Consider the following 16,844-nt stretch of genomic DNA (forward strand, 5'->3'; position numbering starts at 1 on the left):
CCTAAAAATACGTAAAAAGAATTATACTTCGTCAGGCCATTGAGTTTCGATGCCTTGGGAGCGTATAAATTTTTGGAAATCAGCTAGAAGCTGTTTGTCTTCACGTATTTTTCGGGGTGAAACATTGTTTTCCTTGGCGTATGCGATGAGCATGCCGACTGATTCCCCGATATTCCATTCTACCGGATGCAGGCGATAACAACCATTGGTAATATGGGTGGTGCCGATATTTTTATTTGCTGGTAAAATATTGTCCATACGTATAGGCAATAAAGCTCCTAGTGGGATTTCAAAGGGGAGGGAATGAAAGTCGACATAGTTTACTTTATCGCTGCTGGGGTGCAAGTCAATATGGTAATAACCTGTTCCAACACTATCATAGAAGGATACTGCCTTTTCTTTATTTTCACCTTCTTTGGCGGTCATAGCGCGTTGGTCGCGACCAACATGTTCTTCAAGTACTGTAAAAACCGCTTTGATTCTGCGTGATTCGCGGATATACGGGTATTTTGCCATGCCATCATCCGTTCCCATAATATCATTTCGTAAGCGTAGCCCCGGCCATCCCTTGCCTCCATCGGGGCGTGGCGCTTCGGTCTGCAGCCAATATAAGAGTGATAGGCTGAGCTGTTTCGAAGCTTCGATGTGTTTTTCAAGTTCCTGAGGGGAAACATCAACGATATTACCCAGCATATAATCGTTTTGTGGCCAATTGACGATGGTAACATCGCCTGGGTAAAAGCCCTCCGCGAAATTGTTTTTATTGATGATTTTGCGGTAGTTCCATAAATTCAATACACCTTTCATAGTGCGCCCATCAGGGTGGAAGCCCAGCTTTTTGGGTTCTAGGGTTCGGGGGTTAGAATAGTGCAGGTCTAGAAGCTTTCCAGGCCAGGGTGGAGTTAAGTCAGGAACATGGTTGCGCCAAAATTCATAATCCTTTGGTTTTGGGATCACATGATTGCCACCGGGCACGTAATCCATCGCAAAACACATGGTAAAGGCCTGATTGTTGGATGGGTTGGCTTGCTCCGGTGCGTGAAGTTCGCCCGTTTCTTCCTTAGACTCCGTTCCGGTTACATATTCCGTTCCGGTGAGAGGTAGCAAGTCGCCCAGCTCTGTAGCGTCTACGAAGTATGGGGCTTGCAGCGTTTTTTTCTTGCCCGTTTTGTCTTCGGCAACCAGCCCGTTGACGCGCGTGCCCCTTACATCGGCCGCGATAATTCTGTGTTCGAGTAGGAGAACCAATTTTGCCGAACTGAGATAAGGAGCAAGCATATTGTTCATGACCGCAACAGCCACTCGTGGTTCATGGCATAGCCTAGAGACACCTCCGCTACCTGGATTGAGTAAAGGGTTTGATTTTGCCTCAGCGGTTAGAGGATAGTTTTGCACGTAATAAGCTCTCACTGCATTTCTAAAATCGCGATATAGCTGTGTACCCCCAAATTTTTCTATCCATTGATGTTCATCTGGGGGTACCCCCTGCTGTGAAAGTTGCCCACCGATCCAATCTGTTTCTTCGGTCAGGACGACAGTCTGATTGTTTCTGAGGGCAGACATGGCAGCCGCAAAACCGCCCAGTCCGCCCCCCGCGATGACAACGTCTGCTGTAAGAACCTCTTCTCCTTTCTGTGTTTGTGTTTGGATATGTACTTTATCTAAGTGCTTTGTGAAGCCCAACAAGGGGGAAGCCGCTAAGGTGCCGCTTCCGATACCGATGGCTCCAATAAAATTTCTTCGTTTCATGATTTGGTTTAATATCTCAATATTTAGGTAGTAGCGAATATACCGATATTATTGAATTCGGTATAATTCATCCTGCGTGAAAGCCTCTTGTCGGTCCTTATATTTTTTCCTGATTTTTATGACCTCTTCCCGGCTAATTTCTGGTGCATCATTATTCCAGTTTTGTCTGATAAATGATAGAAGCTGGGAAATGTCTTCGTCCACGATGTCTATGTTTGTGCCTATCCCGGGCATTTCGCCGCCAATATGATCGTATGATTTGCCGGCAACGGTGATCGGGCCTCGCAGGCCGTAAAGAACGATCGCTATCAGACGCTCTTTATTGCCTTGAACCCAATCTGAGTTATTTAAAGGAGGGGCTAGCGACTCGATACCATTGCCATCTGCACCGTGACAAGGTTGACAGGTAGAACGGAAGATAGAGACGCCTCGAGAATATTTTTTTCGAAGGAGATTGATATCACGATTTGCTTTGTTGCTTTCTATTGTAGCCAAGATGTTCTCAAGCTTTTTAACAAACAATAGGCTCGTATCTTTCTTTGTTTCGCCCAAGTTATCGTAAATAGATTTTTCACGGCCGCTTAAGGTGCTGATGATTGCGTCAAGAATAAAGCGGTTCTGTGGAAATGTTTCTGTTAAATCCTCGCGTAGTTGTTGAGCAAGTTTGGGTTGTACCGATCGGATATGACCCAGTTGGAATGCAAGGTAGGTTGCACTGATACTATCCTGTGTTTGGATAATATTTGAAAATATTTCTGCAAAATCATTTACATTATTCTCATCCAAGATACTGCTCATTGCGGTTAAAGCCTGAATTTTCAGTTCCCTTTCGGATGAATTTAATAATTCACGGATATCGACTGTTTGAAGTTCGCCCAAACCTTCCAAGGTCCAAAGTGAGTGAGTGGCCAGTATGCTGTTTTTCTTATTCCGGAGATTGTCCCTTAGTGCCGGAGCCAGTTCCTTGTAGTTTTTGTCAATAATGATTTGTTGTGCCTGATCTCTTACCCAACCGTTTTTATGACTGAGAAGCTGTGCCAGCTGTTTCGGATTTTCAGGAAATTCTACGGTGTTGATATCTGCATCTTTTGGAATCACTTTGTATATTCTTCCCAAGTTAATCGGCTGATCGAGATCGCGTTTGTCAATCTCACTTCGCAGATAATCTGTTAAAAATAGTTTATGCTGAATGATGCCCCGGTACATGTCGACAATATATAAGGCTCCGTCTGGTCCATTATAAAGTGTCACGGGGCGGAAGCGTTCGTCATAACTTGCAAGAAATTCTTTTCCTTCATAAGCAGGCTCACCGTGAATCGTAAACCCATCTTTTTTAAGGATGTTTCGTTTAATGAGATTAGCAGCCGGCTCCCCGACAAATGCGTTTTGATAATAACTGTCTTTAAAAAGATCACCCCTATAGATTATAGGGCCACTTGCCGCGGTAAAGGTTCGTAGGCGCAGACTATCGTCGAGTACGTTATCCTGATACCCTCTGTTTACACCTGGTGTGGGTCTGATGGGGAAGACACGCTTGTCTGGTACGATACGTTCGTTGAAGCCGGAAACGGTTCGCTGATCAGGATTTGCTGCGCCGAGCGATGGAAGGAAAAAATCCCCAAGAATATTCTGCGAGTTATTGTTGTAGTACAGTCGGCCTTGATCATCTTGAGATATACCCCATTGTCCTCTTAGGTGTGTTGTATCTGTGAGCCATTCCTCACCAACTTTACGATATCTTTTTTGCGAGCCGCTGCTATAGATCCAGTTGTCCATTGCACGATACAGGCCGTTGGACTGAGCTTCCACATTGCCGCCTTCAGTATAAGCGGAATCGATCAGTTGTTTGTTGATGGGTTTATCATTTTCGATTTGATAATACCATAGGTAGGGAGGTTCGGCAACGAGAATTCCACCACCAACCAAGCAGAGTGCACGCGGTAGAACTAGAGAGTCTAAAAAGACCGTTCGGGAGTCCATTTTCAAGTCTTGGTTCGTATCCTCCAAGATGACAATTTTCCCGCCTGCTTCTTCTTCTCCAGTACCATCCGCATCGGGCATATAATTGTTCATTTCCACAACCCATATCCTGCCTTTTGAATCGAAATTCATCGCAACCGGCGAGCTGATTAAGGGTTCGGATGCGACTAATTTGACCTCGAAGCCCTCTTCGACTACCATGGCGCGGATCGCTTCTTCAGGATCAAGCTCGGGAGCATCGGTTATAATACGTTGGATTTCTGCAGAGTCAAGCGGGATTTGTTGGTCTCCGTTGATGTCAGAACGACAGCTAAAAAAAAGCATAATCAAGATTAGTCCTGCAATGTGCTTTATCATAAAAGGTTTCCTTTAGTTCTTTGTTTGTTTCGTTTACGTAAACAATGTATAAAATTAAATTAAAAATTAGAAAATATCCTTGTTTTTTTTACTTGACAGCGGTCTGTTCGATGAAATCGATAACAATTGTTAATTTTAGGGAACTTTTAAAAGCTTTTGTCTTGTCTCATGGCTCAATTGACAAATAATATTTACATTATTTTAGATCTGATCGGGACTTTTGCGTTTGCGATTAGTGGTGCTGTTGCTGCTCGTCAACGCGGATTGGATGTTTTCGGGATATTCGCACTTGCATTTACAACGGCTTGTGGCGGCGGCATTATCCGTGACCTGTGTATAGGGGCAATACCACCGGTTGGGTTAACACATTTCCCTTATCTGCTGACTGCGCTGATAGCAGCAATTGTCAGCATGGTTTTTTATTCGTGGGTTAATATTTTAACACATCCGGTGCTCGTTTTTGATGCGGTAGGTTTATCGGTGTTTGCTATTGCGGGTGCCCGAAAAGTGCTTGCGTTTGGCTTCAATTATGAAGTAGCCATCCTGTTGGGAATTACAACCGCGGTAGGTGGCGGTGTGTTGAGGGATGTATTATTGGGAAGGGTGCCGATCATTTTGAAGCGGGAGATCTATGCATCTGCAGCGATGGTGGGTGCGGGTATTGTGGTGTTGGGCACACACCTGGGTTATGATATTGATATTATATCGATCGTTGCTTTGATTTTCTGTTTCGGTATGCGGTTTATGAGCCTTCATTATCATTGGAACTTACCGACCTTCGGAACGAATAAAAAATAAATAGACGGCTGTCATAAATATACCCCTTATTTCGTTATTACTAAATGCTGTATATTTGTTATACCATTTTACTGAATTGAGCTTAATGGTTCAAACCTAAATATAAAAAATGATACATGTATCTTTATTATTGCCTAAAGGTGATACGAGCATTAGTAATCTAGAGGCAACCCACAAAATGTTTACGATGGCTAATTCTTTTCTAATGGAGCAAGGAGAAGAGGCTAGGTTTCGGGTTGAGCTGGTGGCTGCTAGCAATGAGGGGCGGACGAGCAATGGTATTTTTACCGTTTCTCCGGATAGGACGATAGTTGAAGTAGAGCGGACGGACTTGATTATTATCCCTGCAATTCATGGTGACTACGAGCAAGTTGTTAAAGATAATAGGGCATTTATACCATGGATTAAAGAACAATATGAGAAAGGTGCTGAAATTGCAAGTCTTTGCATTGGTGCTTTTTTGCTTGCAAGTACGGGCTTATTAAACGGCAAGCACTGTACAACACACTGGATGGCGAGCGAGGAGTTTAAAGCAATGTTCCCCAAGGTTGAACTATTGAATGAGAAAATCATAACCGATGAGAAGGGTATCTACACGAGCGGGGGTGCTTATTCTTCGCTCAATTTAAATCTCTATTTAATCGAAAAACTAGCTGGTCGGAAGATTGCAATTCTGCAATCGAAGGTATTTGAGATTGACATTGATCGGAATAGCCAATCCCCCTTTATTATCTTTTCTGGCCAGAAAGGTCATAATGACCAAGGTATACTGCAGGCACAAGAGTATATTGAAGGAAATTATCAAGATAAGATTACGATTGAGATGCTATGCAATCGGCTGGCGATCGGGAGGCGAACCTTTGAACGGAGGTTTAAAAAGGCGACGGGTAATACCGTTGTCGAATATGCTCAGCGCGTAAAGATGGAAGTGGCGAAGAAACAATTTGAAGCGGGTATGCCTAATGTGAATGAGGTTATGTTTCATGTAGGGTATTCCGACTCCAAAGCTTTCAGGGAGGTATTTAAAAAGTTTGCTGGTATGTCACCAGTTGATTACCGGAACAAGTATCGGGAGCTGAAATGGGTCTCTCCGAGTAACCATGCTACGCTGCGATAGAAAAAAATGGTTGCTTTTTGATTTGTTAACATAGGTTAAGCGCCTTGTTTATATTGATCTTTATCTTTGTTTTAAATTTAACGTGGAAAAAGTATTTAATCTTAAAACAATAAAAAATGAAAAAAGTAACTTTATTTTTAACATTCTTGTTTGTGTCAGTAGGCGTATTTGCACAAACAACTTGGACGGCAGATCCATACCATTCGAAACTAGGTTTTACAGTAACTCACTTAGGAATTGCTGATGTACCGGGTCATTTTGGTGAATATGATGTAACAATCACTTCATCAAAAGAAGATTTTAGCGATGCAGTTGTAGAATTGACTGTTCAAACAAAATCGGTAGACACAAGAGTAGGTCAAAGAGACGATCACTTGAGAAGCGCAGACTTCTTTGATGTTGAAAAACATCCGACGATGACCTTTAAGAGCACTTCCATTAAAAAAGCTGGGAAAAATAAATATACCCTTAAAGGTGATTTAACCTTGGTGGGTGTGACAAAACCAGTGACTATGACGATGGAATATCGTGGAACCACTGAAAATCCAAATGCAAATGGTGCGCCAGTAGCTGGTATTCAGATTACGGGTGAGATTAAACGTTCTGACTTTAATATGGGGTCAGGCTTTCCTGCACCAATGATTAGTGATGAAGTAACCATTAAAGCAGACGGTGAGTTCGGTCATAAACAATAATATTAACAAACTATATCTTTAAGAAGCAGATCAGCGATGGTCTGCTTTTTTTATTTTGAGCATGATCTCTCTTCTTAGGGATCTCAATAAAAATGCTTTATTTTACATGTTCAGGAATAATCGAACATGAAGATACTTCACACCGCAGATTGGCACTTGGGAAAGCGATTGGAAAAATTTTCGCGCTTAGATGAACAGAGACGTGTTTTAAATGAAATTGTCGGAATAGCGGAAGAAGAGGATGTAGATGTCGTGCTTATCGCTGGCGATCTTTTTGATAACTATAACCCCTCAACGGAGGCAGTTGAGCTATTCTATCGGACGCTTAAGAGGCTGACAAACCAGGGGCAGCGGCTCGTTGTGGCTATTGCCGGGAATCACGATTCCCCTGATCGGATTGAGGCACCTGACCCCTTGGCGAAAGAAAATGGGATTTTATTTATTGGTTACCCTGACTCAACTGTAGCGCCGTGCGAGCTCGAGTCGGGGATTTGTATCACTCGGAGCGAACCTGGCTTTATTGAGGTGAAGCTTCCAAGGTATGAGGCTAAATTACGGTTGTTACTAACCCCTTATGCCAATGAATACCGTATGAGGGTCTTTTTGGGTCAGGAAGATGCCGAAGCTGAACTGCGGAGCATATTGGAGAAACAGTGGAAAGGCATTGCTGATAGATATTGTGATGATAAGGGTGTGAATATCATGATGATGCATTTGTTTCTGATGAAAGAGGGCGCGCCACCACCTGTGGAACCGGAAGATGAAAAGCCGATCCTTCACATTGGAGGGGCGCAAGCAGTTTTCTCGAAAAATATTCCTTCACAAATTCAGTATGTAGCGTTAGGCCATCTTCACCGCTACCAGAAAATTGATGACACGCCATGTCCGATGGTTTACAGCAGCAGTCCATTGAGCTACAGCTTTGCGGAGGCAGGACAGGAAAAATTTGTTGTTATTCTGGATGCTCAACCAGGAAAGCCTGTAGATTATCGGAAAAGAGGATTAACTGAAGGGCGTACATTACAACGAAAACGCTTTGCCAGTACCGACGAGGCATTAAATTGGTTGTATGATCATCCAGACTCCCTTGTTGAACTGACGTTGGTTAGTGACGATTATATATCTTCAGAAGATAGGCGCCGTTTATTCCAGGCGCATGATGGCATCATTACCTTGATTCCGGAGATAAAGAATAAGGCACAATTTGAACATGATGAACAAGTTGTGGATTTGCAAAAAAGTGTGGATGAATTATTCAAGCAATATTTTCGGTACCAAATTGGCCATGAGATAAATCAGGAGCTGTTTGAATTGTTTAAAGAAGTCAGATCAGAACAGAACGAAGAATGATACCTATTTCCATTATAATTAAAGGCATGTATTCATACCAGGAGGAGCAGATTGTCGAGTTTGATAAGCTTTTGGCTGGACAGATTTTTGGGATTTTTGGTTCTGTCGGTTCAGGAAAGTCATCAATTTTAGAGGCAATGGCTTTTGCCCTGTATGGAGAAACGGAGCGAATGAATCGGGCTGACAACCGCAGTTACAATATGATGAATTTGAAGTCTAACGAGCTGTGGATTGATTTTCAGTTTAAAAACTATGACGACTTTATTTATCGCTTCACTGTTCGAGGAAAAAGGCATGGAAAGGATTTTACGAAAGTAGGCACTTTTGAGAGAAGTTCTTATAAACTGGAAGGGGGGCAGTGGGTGCCGCTGGATTTAAAATCAGCTGAAGAAGTATTGGGCTTAAGTTATGTAAATTTTAGACGGACAATCATCATACCACAGGGGAAGTTCCAGGAGTTTCTTCAGTTAGGTGATAAGGCACGTACCGATATGTTGAAAGAGATATTTGATTTATCCAAGTATGAGTTTTTTCATCAAACAGCGAATCTGGAAAGAAAGAATAAGGACGCAATTCATGTTCTACAAGGGCAATTGCTACAGTTTGAGTCGATTGAAAAAGCTTATTTAGATGAAAAGGAGCTTCGCCTTAGACAAATCGAAACATCCTTGAAGGAACAGCGGGAAATACTTCATAAAAAAACGAAAGAACTGGAAGCTCTGACCTTGCAAAAGAGGCAGTTTGATCAGAAAGATGAATTGCAAAAGGAGCTAGATGAACTTCTTGGTCGGGAAGAAAATGTGCTGGAACTCGAAAAGAAAGTAAAAGATTATGAATATTGCATTATCCATTTTAAGGATAAGTTGAGCCGTAGGGAAGAGTTTGAGTCCTCGTTAAGGCACTATGTGCAGCAGGTCGATCAGGCGCAACAGAAAAAGAAAGAGATCGAGGAGTCCCTCTTATTAGTCAAACAAGAACTAGAGGCTGCGCATGCTGAGTATATGCGACAAGAAGAGTATAAAGATCAGGTTTTCGACTACACGTCTTTTATCCGGATCAATTCGCTAGAAAAGAGTTTGGGTCAGATTCAAAATAGGATCGAATCAGGTGAAATTCATGTTCAAAATACTTTTCGGGAATTAGGAGAGAAACAACAAACTTATGAGTCTTTAAAAGCGGAAAAACGAGAAAAGCAATCGGCTCTTCCAGATATGATGGAGCTATCAGCGTTGCAGAGCTGGTATGATAGAAAAGACACCTTGGGACAGAAGGCGACAGAGCTAAGAGCCAAGTTAAAACATGAGCAGGATGAAGCAGAGTTGCTGGTGAAGAAAATTGAGAACCAAACAGCTGACCCCTTGTTAGTAGGTATTGATATTGGTGAAGCCCCCGATTTCCACTCAGACGCGATGAGTTCTCTGCGAATGAAACTTCTGAAAGAGCAAAAGCTTGTGCAAGAACAGATAGATCATCTTCGCTTACAGACCAAATTGGGAGAATTTGCTACTGTTTTGAAAAATGGGGAAGCTTGCATGTTATGTGGTTCAGTAGATCACCCACATATTATAGAAATTGAGGATGTTGAGGAACATTTGAGTGAACAGGAAATAAGGTTGATGAATTTGAAAGAAAAGGATCTGGCACTCGGAAAGTTGATAGCCGACTTATCGTACCTCAAACAAAATTTGGTGCGTTCGTTAAAAACAATTGAGGACATTGAGCTTGATGTAGATAAGACGATGACGCTGTTGGCTGACCATCGTCAACTCTTTAAATGGAATGGATTTTCTGAAGATAAGCCCGATCAGTTGAAGAAGGCTTATGAGCAGGCGAGGGCGCTTCAGACACAAATCAGCGATGCGGAGAAATTTGAGCGGACATTGGAGAGTGAGATCGAAATTTTGCGAGTAAACCATGGAAAGTATGAAAAAGCTGTACAGGGTTTTACGCAGGATATAATTGGTATGCGGACTGAGCATGCAACCCTTCAATCGAGTCTTAGGCGCTTACGCGTGGAAGAAGGTGCTGGTTTTGAGGAGGCTCAATTGCAGGAGAAGATAGCTATATTGAAAAGGAAGATAGAAGACAATGCTGTTCGATATGAACAGCGTGTCGATAAAAGGGATCGGTTGAATGCAGAGCTAATCGGCGTTCAGGAACAGTCCGAGTTTCTGATGAAGGCAATGAGTGACCTTTCTGATAAAAATTCATATTTAAATCGTGAGTTACATGATATCCTAGACAAATCACCTTTTGACACTTTTGAATCAGTTAAGAATATTTTGAGTCAGACCCTGGATGCTGAGTCAATAAAAAAGGAAACGTCTGACTACCGGCAGACAGTTTATTCCATTCGAAAACAATTGGAGAAGATAACAGGGATATTAGGCGATATTCGCTTCGATAATGAGCGTTTTTTGGACCTTCAGCGTGTGACAGCACAGATTCAGGAAAAGCTTGAGGAGGAGCATACGCAATATATCAAGGAGCTTTCTGTATTTGATAGAGAGCGGTCTGATTTTGCCAAAAAGAAGGAGTTGGCGGCGGCGATGGGGCAGCTTGAAAAGCGTGCTGGAAACCTCGACCTCTTAAAGAAACTTTTTAAAGGGAGTGGTTTTGTAAGTTATATTTCCAGCGTTTACCTTCAGAATCTCTGTCATGAAGCCAATAAGCGATTTTATAAGCTGACCAACCAGCAATTGCAACTTGAGGTCGATAGCAACAATAACTTTCAAGTACGTGATTTTCTTAATAACGGTCGCGTCCGAAGTATAAAGACGCTCTCGGGTGGACAGACCTTTCAGGCGTCATTGTCATTGGCCTTGGCTTTAGCGCAAAGTGTGCAGCAGCAGAACAAGTCTAAACAAAATTTCTTTTTTCTCGATGAGGGTTTCGGCTCTTTAGACCGTGAGGCACTACAAACGGCGTTAGCGACACTTAAAACCCTTCGCAAAGAAAATCGAATGGTTGGCGTGATATCACATGTGGAGGAATTACAGCAGGAAATAGACGTTTGCTTAAATGTACGGAATGACCCTGTCCGAGGCAGCCTGATTTCAGGGAGCTGGGGATAGCTTTGATAACGAGTTAAAGGAATTATAATTCCTTTAACTCGCCTACTAATTTTGTGATGGTTTGTTTAGCATCGCCAAACAACATGAGACAATTGTCTGCACCAAATAGTTCATTTTCGATACCTGCATACCCTTTCCCCATGCTCCGCTTGCTGACAATTACCGTCTGTGCCTTTTCAACATTCAATACGGGCATTCCGAAGATTGGGCTGTTAGGGTTGGTTTTAGCAGCTGGGTTCACTACATCATTCGCACCAACGACAAATACCAGGTCTGTATTTCCAAAATCATCGTTGATTTCATCCATTTCAATTAGCTTATCATAAGAAATATTTGCTTCTGCCAGGAGAACATTCATGTGCCCGGGCATCCGGCCAGCGACGGGGTGGATAGCAAAACGAACGTTGACACCATTCTTTTCACATAGCTCGCTTAGCTCTCGGATTGTATGTTGTGCTTGAGCAACCGCCATACCATAACCGGGAACGATGATCAATGATGACACGGAATCAAAAATCTGCGCTGCTTCTTCAACTCCAACTTCTTTTACAACAATGTCGGAACCGCTATCTTGCGCTCCTCCGCCCGCTGAGGTTTGTCCAAACCCGCCAAGTAATACATTAGCTAAGGAGCGGTTCATTGCCTTACACATAATTTGAGTAAGGATAATTCCGGATGCACCAACGAGTGCACCTGATACGATAAGGACATTATTATTTAGGACGAAACCCGTAGCACAAGCAGCCATACCTGAGTATGAATTCAATAAAGATATCACTACGGGCATATCGGCACCACCAATTGGAATCACTACAAGTACACCTAAAATTAACGATAATACCCCTAAGATGATCATGTAATTGGGGTTTGAGAAATCGGTCAAAGCAAATACCGTGACAGCAACAGATAAGATTAGGAGGATTAGATTTAGCAAATGCTGTCCGGTGAACATAATTGCCCGACCAGATATTTTTCCTGCAAGCTTCATAAATGCAACTATGGATCCTGTGAAGGTAATACCCCCAATTAAGACACTTAGTGCGACACTGATGCCCGTAACCATGTCTACATCCAGGCCACGCTCTTGCGTATTTAGCCAAAAGTCAGAAAGAGCAACTGTCAATGAGGCCAAACCTCCAAAACCATTGAAGAGAGCGACCATTTCTGGCACTTTGGTCATTTGAACCTTGAAAGCGATGGTCAGACCGATTGCTGAGCCGATGATAACACATATCAAAATGTCGATAAGACTGATGGCTTCTACTTGGACAACGGTTGCGAGTATTGCGATGAACATACCCGTCGCAGATATGACGTTTCCTTTTCGCGCACTTTTTGTGCGGCCTAACATTTTTATCCCCGCTATAAACAATATAGACGCGACGAGATAAGATATTTGTATAATGACGTTCATTTTCAGGTCTTATTTTTTCTTGAACATTTTCAACATTCTATCCGTTACGGCATAACCACCTACGACGTTGATGGTTGCAAGAATAAGAGCCACCATTCCCAACCACTTACTTACTGACACATAGCCTAACTCATTACACGCTATGATAGCACCCACGATGGTAATTCCGGAGATGGCATTGGATCCCGACATGAGCGGTGTGTGGAGGGTTGGTGGAACCTTGTTTATTAGTTCAAAGCCAAGATAACTGGCTAGTATCAATATGTACAATAAAATGATAAAACTATCAGCAGACATAATTTATGATTTTGATTTATTTAGATAAAATAGATTTTGTGAACTCATGTACTAATTGTCCTTGATGTGTAATCAAAGCCCCCTTGGTGATTTCTTCTTCTAGCTCCCACTTAAATCCTTCTTTATCGGCAAGGTGTAAAAGAAGGGTGCTTAAGTTGACTGCATACAATTGGCTTGCATTCACAGGTAGGAGGGATGGGAGGTTTGACTCGCCAATAATCGTTACCCCATGCTTTTCTACAATCTGATTAAATTCTGATATTTCACAGTTCCCACCTGATTCGACTGCCATATCTACGATAACGGAGCCCGCTTTCATAGATTTAACCATTTCTTCGGTAACCAGGATTGGTGATTTCTTGCCCATAACGAGCGCTGTGGTTATCACCAGGTCAGCGTCTTTGATTTTTTCTTGAATCAGTTGTTGTTGTTTTGCGAGAAACTCTTGCGATACTTCTTTTGCGTAACCACCTTCTGTTTTTACTTCTTCCGCCGATTCAACAACGAGGAAACGGCCACCTAAAGACTCCACCTGTTCTTTTGTTTCTGGTCGCACGTCGGATACTTCTACGACTGCCCCCAGGCGCTTCGCGGTAGCGATTGCTTGTAGACCCGCGACGCCAGCACCGAAAATAAGCACTTTGGCCGGAGTGATGGTTCCCGCGGCTGTCATCATGAGTGGAAAGATTTTGCCTAAAGCATTTGCACCCATAATCACGGCTTTGTAACCCGCTAAGTTAGCCTGTGAACTTAGTGCGTCCATCTTTTGGGCGCGAGATATGCGAGGCACAGCATCCATCGCAAAAGAGCTTATTTGTCGCGAATTGAAAGTTTCCAGCAGTTCCGGTTGTGTATAGGGGTATAAAAGAGAAATGCTGACCGAGCCGTTTTTAAATTGTGATGCCTCCTCAAGAGTAGGCGCGTTGACCTTAAGAATGACATCTGAATTAAAGATATCACTCTTCGAAACGATTTGTGCTCCAGCTACTTTATAGTCTTCGTCGCTAAAATTTGAAGCGACACCAGCTCCACTTTCGACTTGGATCTGGAATTCTTTCTTGAGGAGAAGTTTAACTATCTCCGGACTGAGCGCTACGCGTCTTTCTTTTTCTTTGGTTTCTTTAAGTACCCCTAGGATCATTATTCTTTCGGATTATAAATATTTTTTACAACGAACCAATTGCATCTGAAATGTTGCAATCGGCAAATATAGAATATTAATTAATATATTTAAATCAAAAGCCAATAATAAATGAAATAATAATCATTTATGTGTGTATTTGATATGAAATTGATATTAAAGTATGTGTCTCGTTGATGATTTATAATCCAAATTTGTTTTATGTAGCACCTATTTCCGGTTAAAATCGAGGTCGTGAAAGTCAAAGCTAAAGTCAGTTAACGGCGAAATAGCTTCCATTTTGAAACCATCTGCTTCTCCCTCTTGGTTCAGTGTAAACATAACAAAAGCATCTGCGTCGAGGGTTCTGTCATTCCACTTTACGATGAAGGTATTTCCTTTGTAGAAATACATGGTTCCCTGTAGTTTTGGTGATTTTTCTGATTGGAAATAGAGGTTGTTACCCCTTTTTTCTATCGTCACGTTTCCGAACCACGGATCGGTAAATGTTCCGATATATTGGTTGTATTCAATGGGTTTTTGGTGTTGTTGCGAGTTGATATCCGTCCATAGTGCATCGGTAATCTCAGCGGCTCGTTTTTGACTTGCTTGTCGCATCTCGTTGTACTGACCGATCCAGTCCTTAGCCGGCTTTCCAAAGTATGCATCTTTAATACTGTTTGAAATTGAATTAAAAGCATATCCTGATTGTTGATTGGTGAGAACGATGATCCCGAGGTTCAACTCAGGTATCATGGTTACTTGCGTTACTATACCTGCTAAGCCCCCGGTATGCATTACCTGAAGGTGTCCGTCGACCATGCTGAGATTCCACCCCAAGCCATACGCAACAAAAGGGTTGCCTTCATACGGCGAGCGCCCTCGGATAATCGTTTGTGGTGTCCATGTTTCACGGTGGACAGTCTCCGAAAAAAGACTGTCTTTGAGTTCGGGGCCATATTTGCCATGGTTCAACTGGGTAATAACCCACTTGCTCATGTCCTTTATGTTGGAATACATTCCCCCGGCTGCATTGGCGACTTCTGAAAAGCTGAGCCCGACTGTTTCTAGCTGACCGTTAACGGGGGCGTGACCATCTATGATATTCGACCGATCCTTTAATCTGTACCACGACATGGCTGTTTGTGTCATGCCCAGTGGCTCAATAAAATGTTTCACTACAAAATCTTCGTAGTCCATTCCAGAGGCTCGGGCTACTATCTCGCCTGCGACGATATAGAGCAAATTGTCGTAATCATATTTCGATCGGAACGAAGACACTGGTTTTAAATACCGAAGGTTATGAATCAGCTCACTCTTCGTCGTAGAGTTAGAGTCTGGCCAAATCATCAAGTCGCCAGCTCCTAAACCTAATCCGCTGCGGTGGGTGAGAAGATCGCGGATCGTAAATTCGCGTGTTACATACGCGTCGTATAACTTAAATTCGGGAATAATATCCGTCACTTTCGTGTCCCACGTTATCTTTCCTTGATCAACTAGTATGCCTAACGAAGCTGCTGTAAATGCTTTGGTGTTGGATGCAACACCAAATAGTGTGTTTTCATCTACTTTCTTTTTCGATTCGATTGATCTTACTCCGTACCCCTTAGAATGAACGATTTCTCCGTCTTTTATCACGGCAACGGCTATGCCTGGGACATTGAAAGTGGCTAGTGTCTTTTCCGCAATGCTGTCGATTTGCTGCTCTGATAATCCTTGAGCCCACAACGAATTGCTAGTTAATAACAGGCTGAAAATCATAATAAAGAAGGTCGAGATATGTATTCTATTTTCCATATGAGTGTAATTGCTATTTAATGTGTTTGCGATAAATAACTGGATAAGGTGATTAAAGGTATAAAATATTCCACAAATATATTTTATTAATCTTTTTGATATTTCTCATAAAGGAGTATCTTTGCATTCCGAAAAACGGATAACGTTTGGTTGGAAAGATTTATTGGCCCGTTCGTCTAGGGGTTAGGACGCCAGATTTTCATTCTGGAAACAGGGGTTCGATTCCCCTACGGGCTACCGAGAGGCTCCAAAGAGAGCCGAGAAGGTTCAAATACCGCCTTTAAACATGTTAAAGGCGGTATTTCGTTTTATAGGATTCGTCGAAGTCACCCAGATTCGACGTGTTAAATATAGTATCTGATTTACTGCATTTACCTTAGTTTAAACAGAAACATTCAAAATATTACAAACCAAGCGAATTTCTGTATGTTATTTATCTGACTTAGTAGATAAATCGAAGACAATATGAATCAGGTAAAATTTTTTATAGTAGCTTTTATTAGTTTGTTCGTAATCAGTTGCCAGCAGTCAGCAAACGATACAAATACCAACGGAACGACTGCTGATACGTTGTCAGAAATATCACAGGATACAATAGATCAAGACACAATCAGTGAAGAACCAGTCGTTGACACTGCAACCTCCGCAGAAAATGCACAGCCATCAACAGATGTTAAAGCTACCTCTTTTAAGATTCGTGAAGGGAAGCATAATATCAGTTTGCAATGGATAAGTTGGGATGACTTAGGCGAGGCCGAGATAGAGTACGTCGGAGATAATAAATATAGCATTGTAGGAGAGCAACGAAATCCTGATAATAGTGATTATTTGAAAATCAATGGTACAATTGAACCTGTATCGGATAAAAAGTTGGCCTTCGAAGGCACTATCGAGTCTCAGATCGAACATTTAAACCAGGGTCAGCCCTGTGTGAGAGATGGGAGCCAGGTTTTTGAGTCTACAAAAAACCGTAAATACTGGCGTATGCAAGATATGGAAAATTGTGAAGGAGGAAGGGTGCTCGACTATGTAGATATCTACTTCTAGCCTCAGTTTTTTATTCTATTTTTTCTATCCCCCCAAAAGGGGGTGTTTT

General features: G+C 42.3%; 12 protein-coding genes and 1 tRNA gene. 7 read left to right on the forward strand and 6 right to left on the reverse strand.

Annotated elements, in window-relative coordinates; translation table 11 throughout:
* Window positions 1-21: 21 nt before the first annotated feature.
* Window positions 22-1,749, reverse strand: coding sequence for an FAD-dependent oxidoreductase (locus tag D3P12_RS04905; protein ID WP_118193952.1), 1,728 nt, complete (start codon window positions 1,747-1,749; stop codon window positions 22-24).
* A gap of 48 nt (window positions 1,750-1,797) precedes the next feature.
* Window positions 1,798-4,086: a DUF7133 domain-containing protein gene (locus D3P12_RS04910; protein ID WP_118193953.1), complete on the reverse strand. Its 2,289-nt coding sequence runs from the start codon at window positions 4,084-4,086 to the stop codon at window positions 1,798-1,800.
* 168 nt (window positions 4,087-4,254) lie between these two features.
* Between D3P12_RS04910 and D3P12_RS04915 the strand changes: the two genes are divergently transcribed.
* The 5 genes from D3P12_RS04915 to D3P12_RS04935 all read left to right on the forward strand — a co-directional run bounded on the left by D3P12_RS04915 (window position 4,255) and on the right by D3P12_RS04935 (window position 11,120).
* Entirely contained in the window at window positions 4,255-4,884 is a 630-nt protein-coding gene (locus D3P12_RS04915; protein ID WP_118193954.1) for a trimeric intracellular cation channel family protein, read from the forward strand.
* Window positions 4,885-4,993: 109 nt separating this feature from the next.
* A complete protein-coding gene (locus D3P12_RS04920; RefSeq protein WP_118193955.1) occupies window positions 4,994-6,001 on the forward strand; it encodes a GlxA family transcriptional regulator in 1,008 nt (335 codons plus the stop codon).
* A gap of 116 nt (window positions 6,002-6,117) precedes the next feature.
* Complete coding sequence (locus D3P12_RS04925) at window positions 6,118-6,696, forward strand: YceI family protein (RefSeq protein WP_118193956.1); 579 nt, start codon at window positions 6,118-6,120, stop codon at window positions 6,694-6,696.
* Between the two features lie 126 nt (window positions 6,697-6,822).
* A complete protein-coding gene (locus tag D3P12_RS04930; RefSeq protein WP_118193957.1) occupies window positions 6,823-8,046 on the forward strand; it encodes a metallophosphoesterase family protein in 1,224 nt (407 codons plus the stop codon).
* Entirely contained in the window at window positions 8,043-11,120 is a 3,078-nt protein-coding gene (locus D3P12_RS04935; protein WP_118193958.1) for an SbcC/MukB-like Walker B domain-containing protein, read from the forward strand. The genes D3P12_RS04930 and D3P12_RS04935 overlap by 4 nt, the downstream gene beginning before the upstream one ends.
* Before the next feature lie 22 nt (window positions 11,121-11,142).
* Here the strand turns inward: D3P12_RS04935 and D3P12_RS04940 are convergent, their stop codons facing one another.
* The 4 genes from D3P12_RS04940 to D3P12_RS04955 form a co-directional block, all read right to left on the reverse strand.
* Entirely contained in the window at window positions 11,143-12,534 is a 1,392-nt protein-coding gene (locus D3P12_RS04940; RefSeq protein WP_245977390.1) for an NAD(P)(+) transhydrogenase (Re/Si-specific) subunit beta, read from the reverse strand.
* A 9-nt stretch (window positions 12,535-12,543) separates the two neighbouring features.
* The gene (locus tag D3P12_RS04945) at window positions 12,544-12,831 is read right to left on the reverse strand and encodes an NAD(P) transhydrogenase subunit alpha (RefSeq protein ID WP_118193960.1); all 288 of its coding nucleotides are present in this window, start codon (window positions 12,829-12,831) and stop codon (window positions 12,544-12,546) included.
* A 16-nt stretch (window positions 12,832-12,847) separates the two neighbouring features.
* The gene (locus D3P12_RS04950) at window positions 12,848-13,972 is read right to left on the reverse strand and encodes a Re/Si-specific NAD(P)(+) transhydrogenase subunit alpha (protein WP_118193961.1); all 1,125 of its coding nucleotides are present in this window, start codon (window positions 13,970-13,972) and stop codon (window positions 12,848-12,850) included.
* Window positions 13,973-14,182: 210 nt separating this feature from the next.
* The gene (locus D3P12_RS04955; RefSeq protein ID WP_118193962.1) at window positions 14,183-15,748 is read right to left on the reverse strand and encodes a serine hydrolase; all 1,566 of its coding nucleotides are present in this window, start codon (window positions 15,746-15,748) and stop codon (window positions 14,183-14,185) included.
* A 165-nt stretch (window positions 15,749-15,913) separates the two neighbouring features.
* On the opposite strand from D3P12_RS04955, the gene D3P12_RS04960 reads away from it, so the two are divergent.
* Window positions 15,914-15,985, forward strand: a tRNA-Glu gene (locus tag D3P12_RS04960).
* Between the two features lie 228 nt (window positions 15,986-16,213).
* Window positions 16,214-16,795, forward strand: a complete 582-nt coding sequence (locus D3P12_RS04965) for a hypothetical protein (RefSeq protein WP_118193963.1) — start codon at window positions 16,214-16,216, stop codon at window positions 16,793-16,795.
* Window positions 16,796-16,844 lie beyond the last annotated feature (49 nt).

Origin of the sequence: Pedobacter indicus, assembly GCF_003449035.1 — a bacterium.
Classification (GTDB): Bacteria; Bacteroidota; Bacteroidia; order Sphingobacteriales; family Sphingobacteriaceae; genus Albibacterium; species Albibacterium indicum.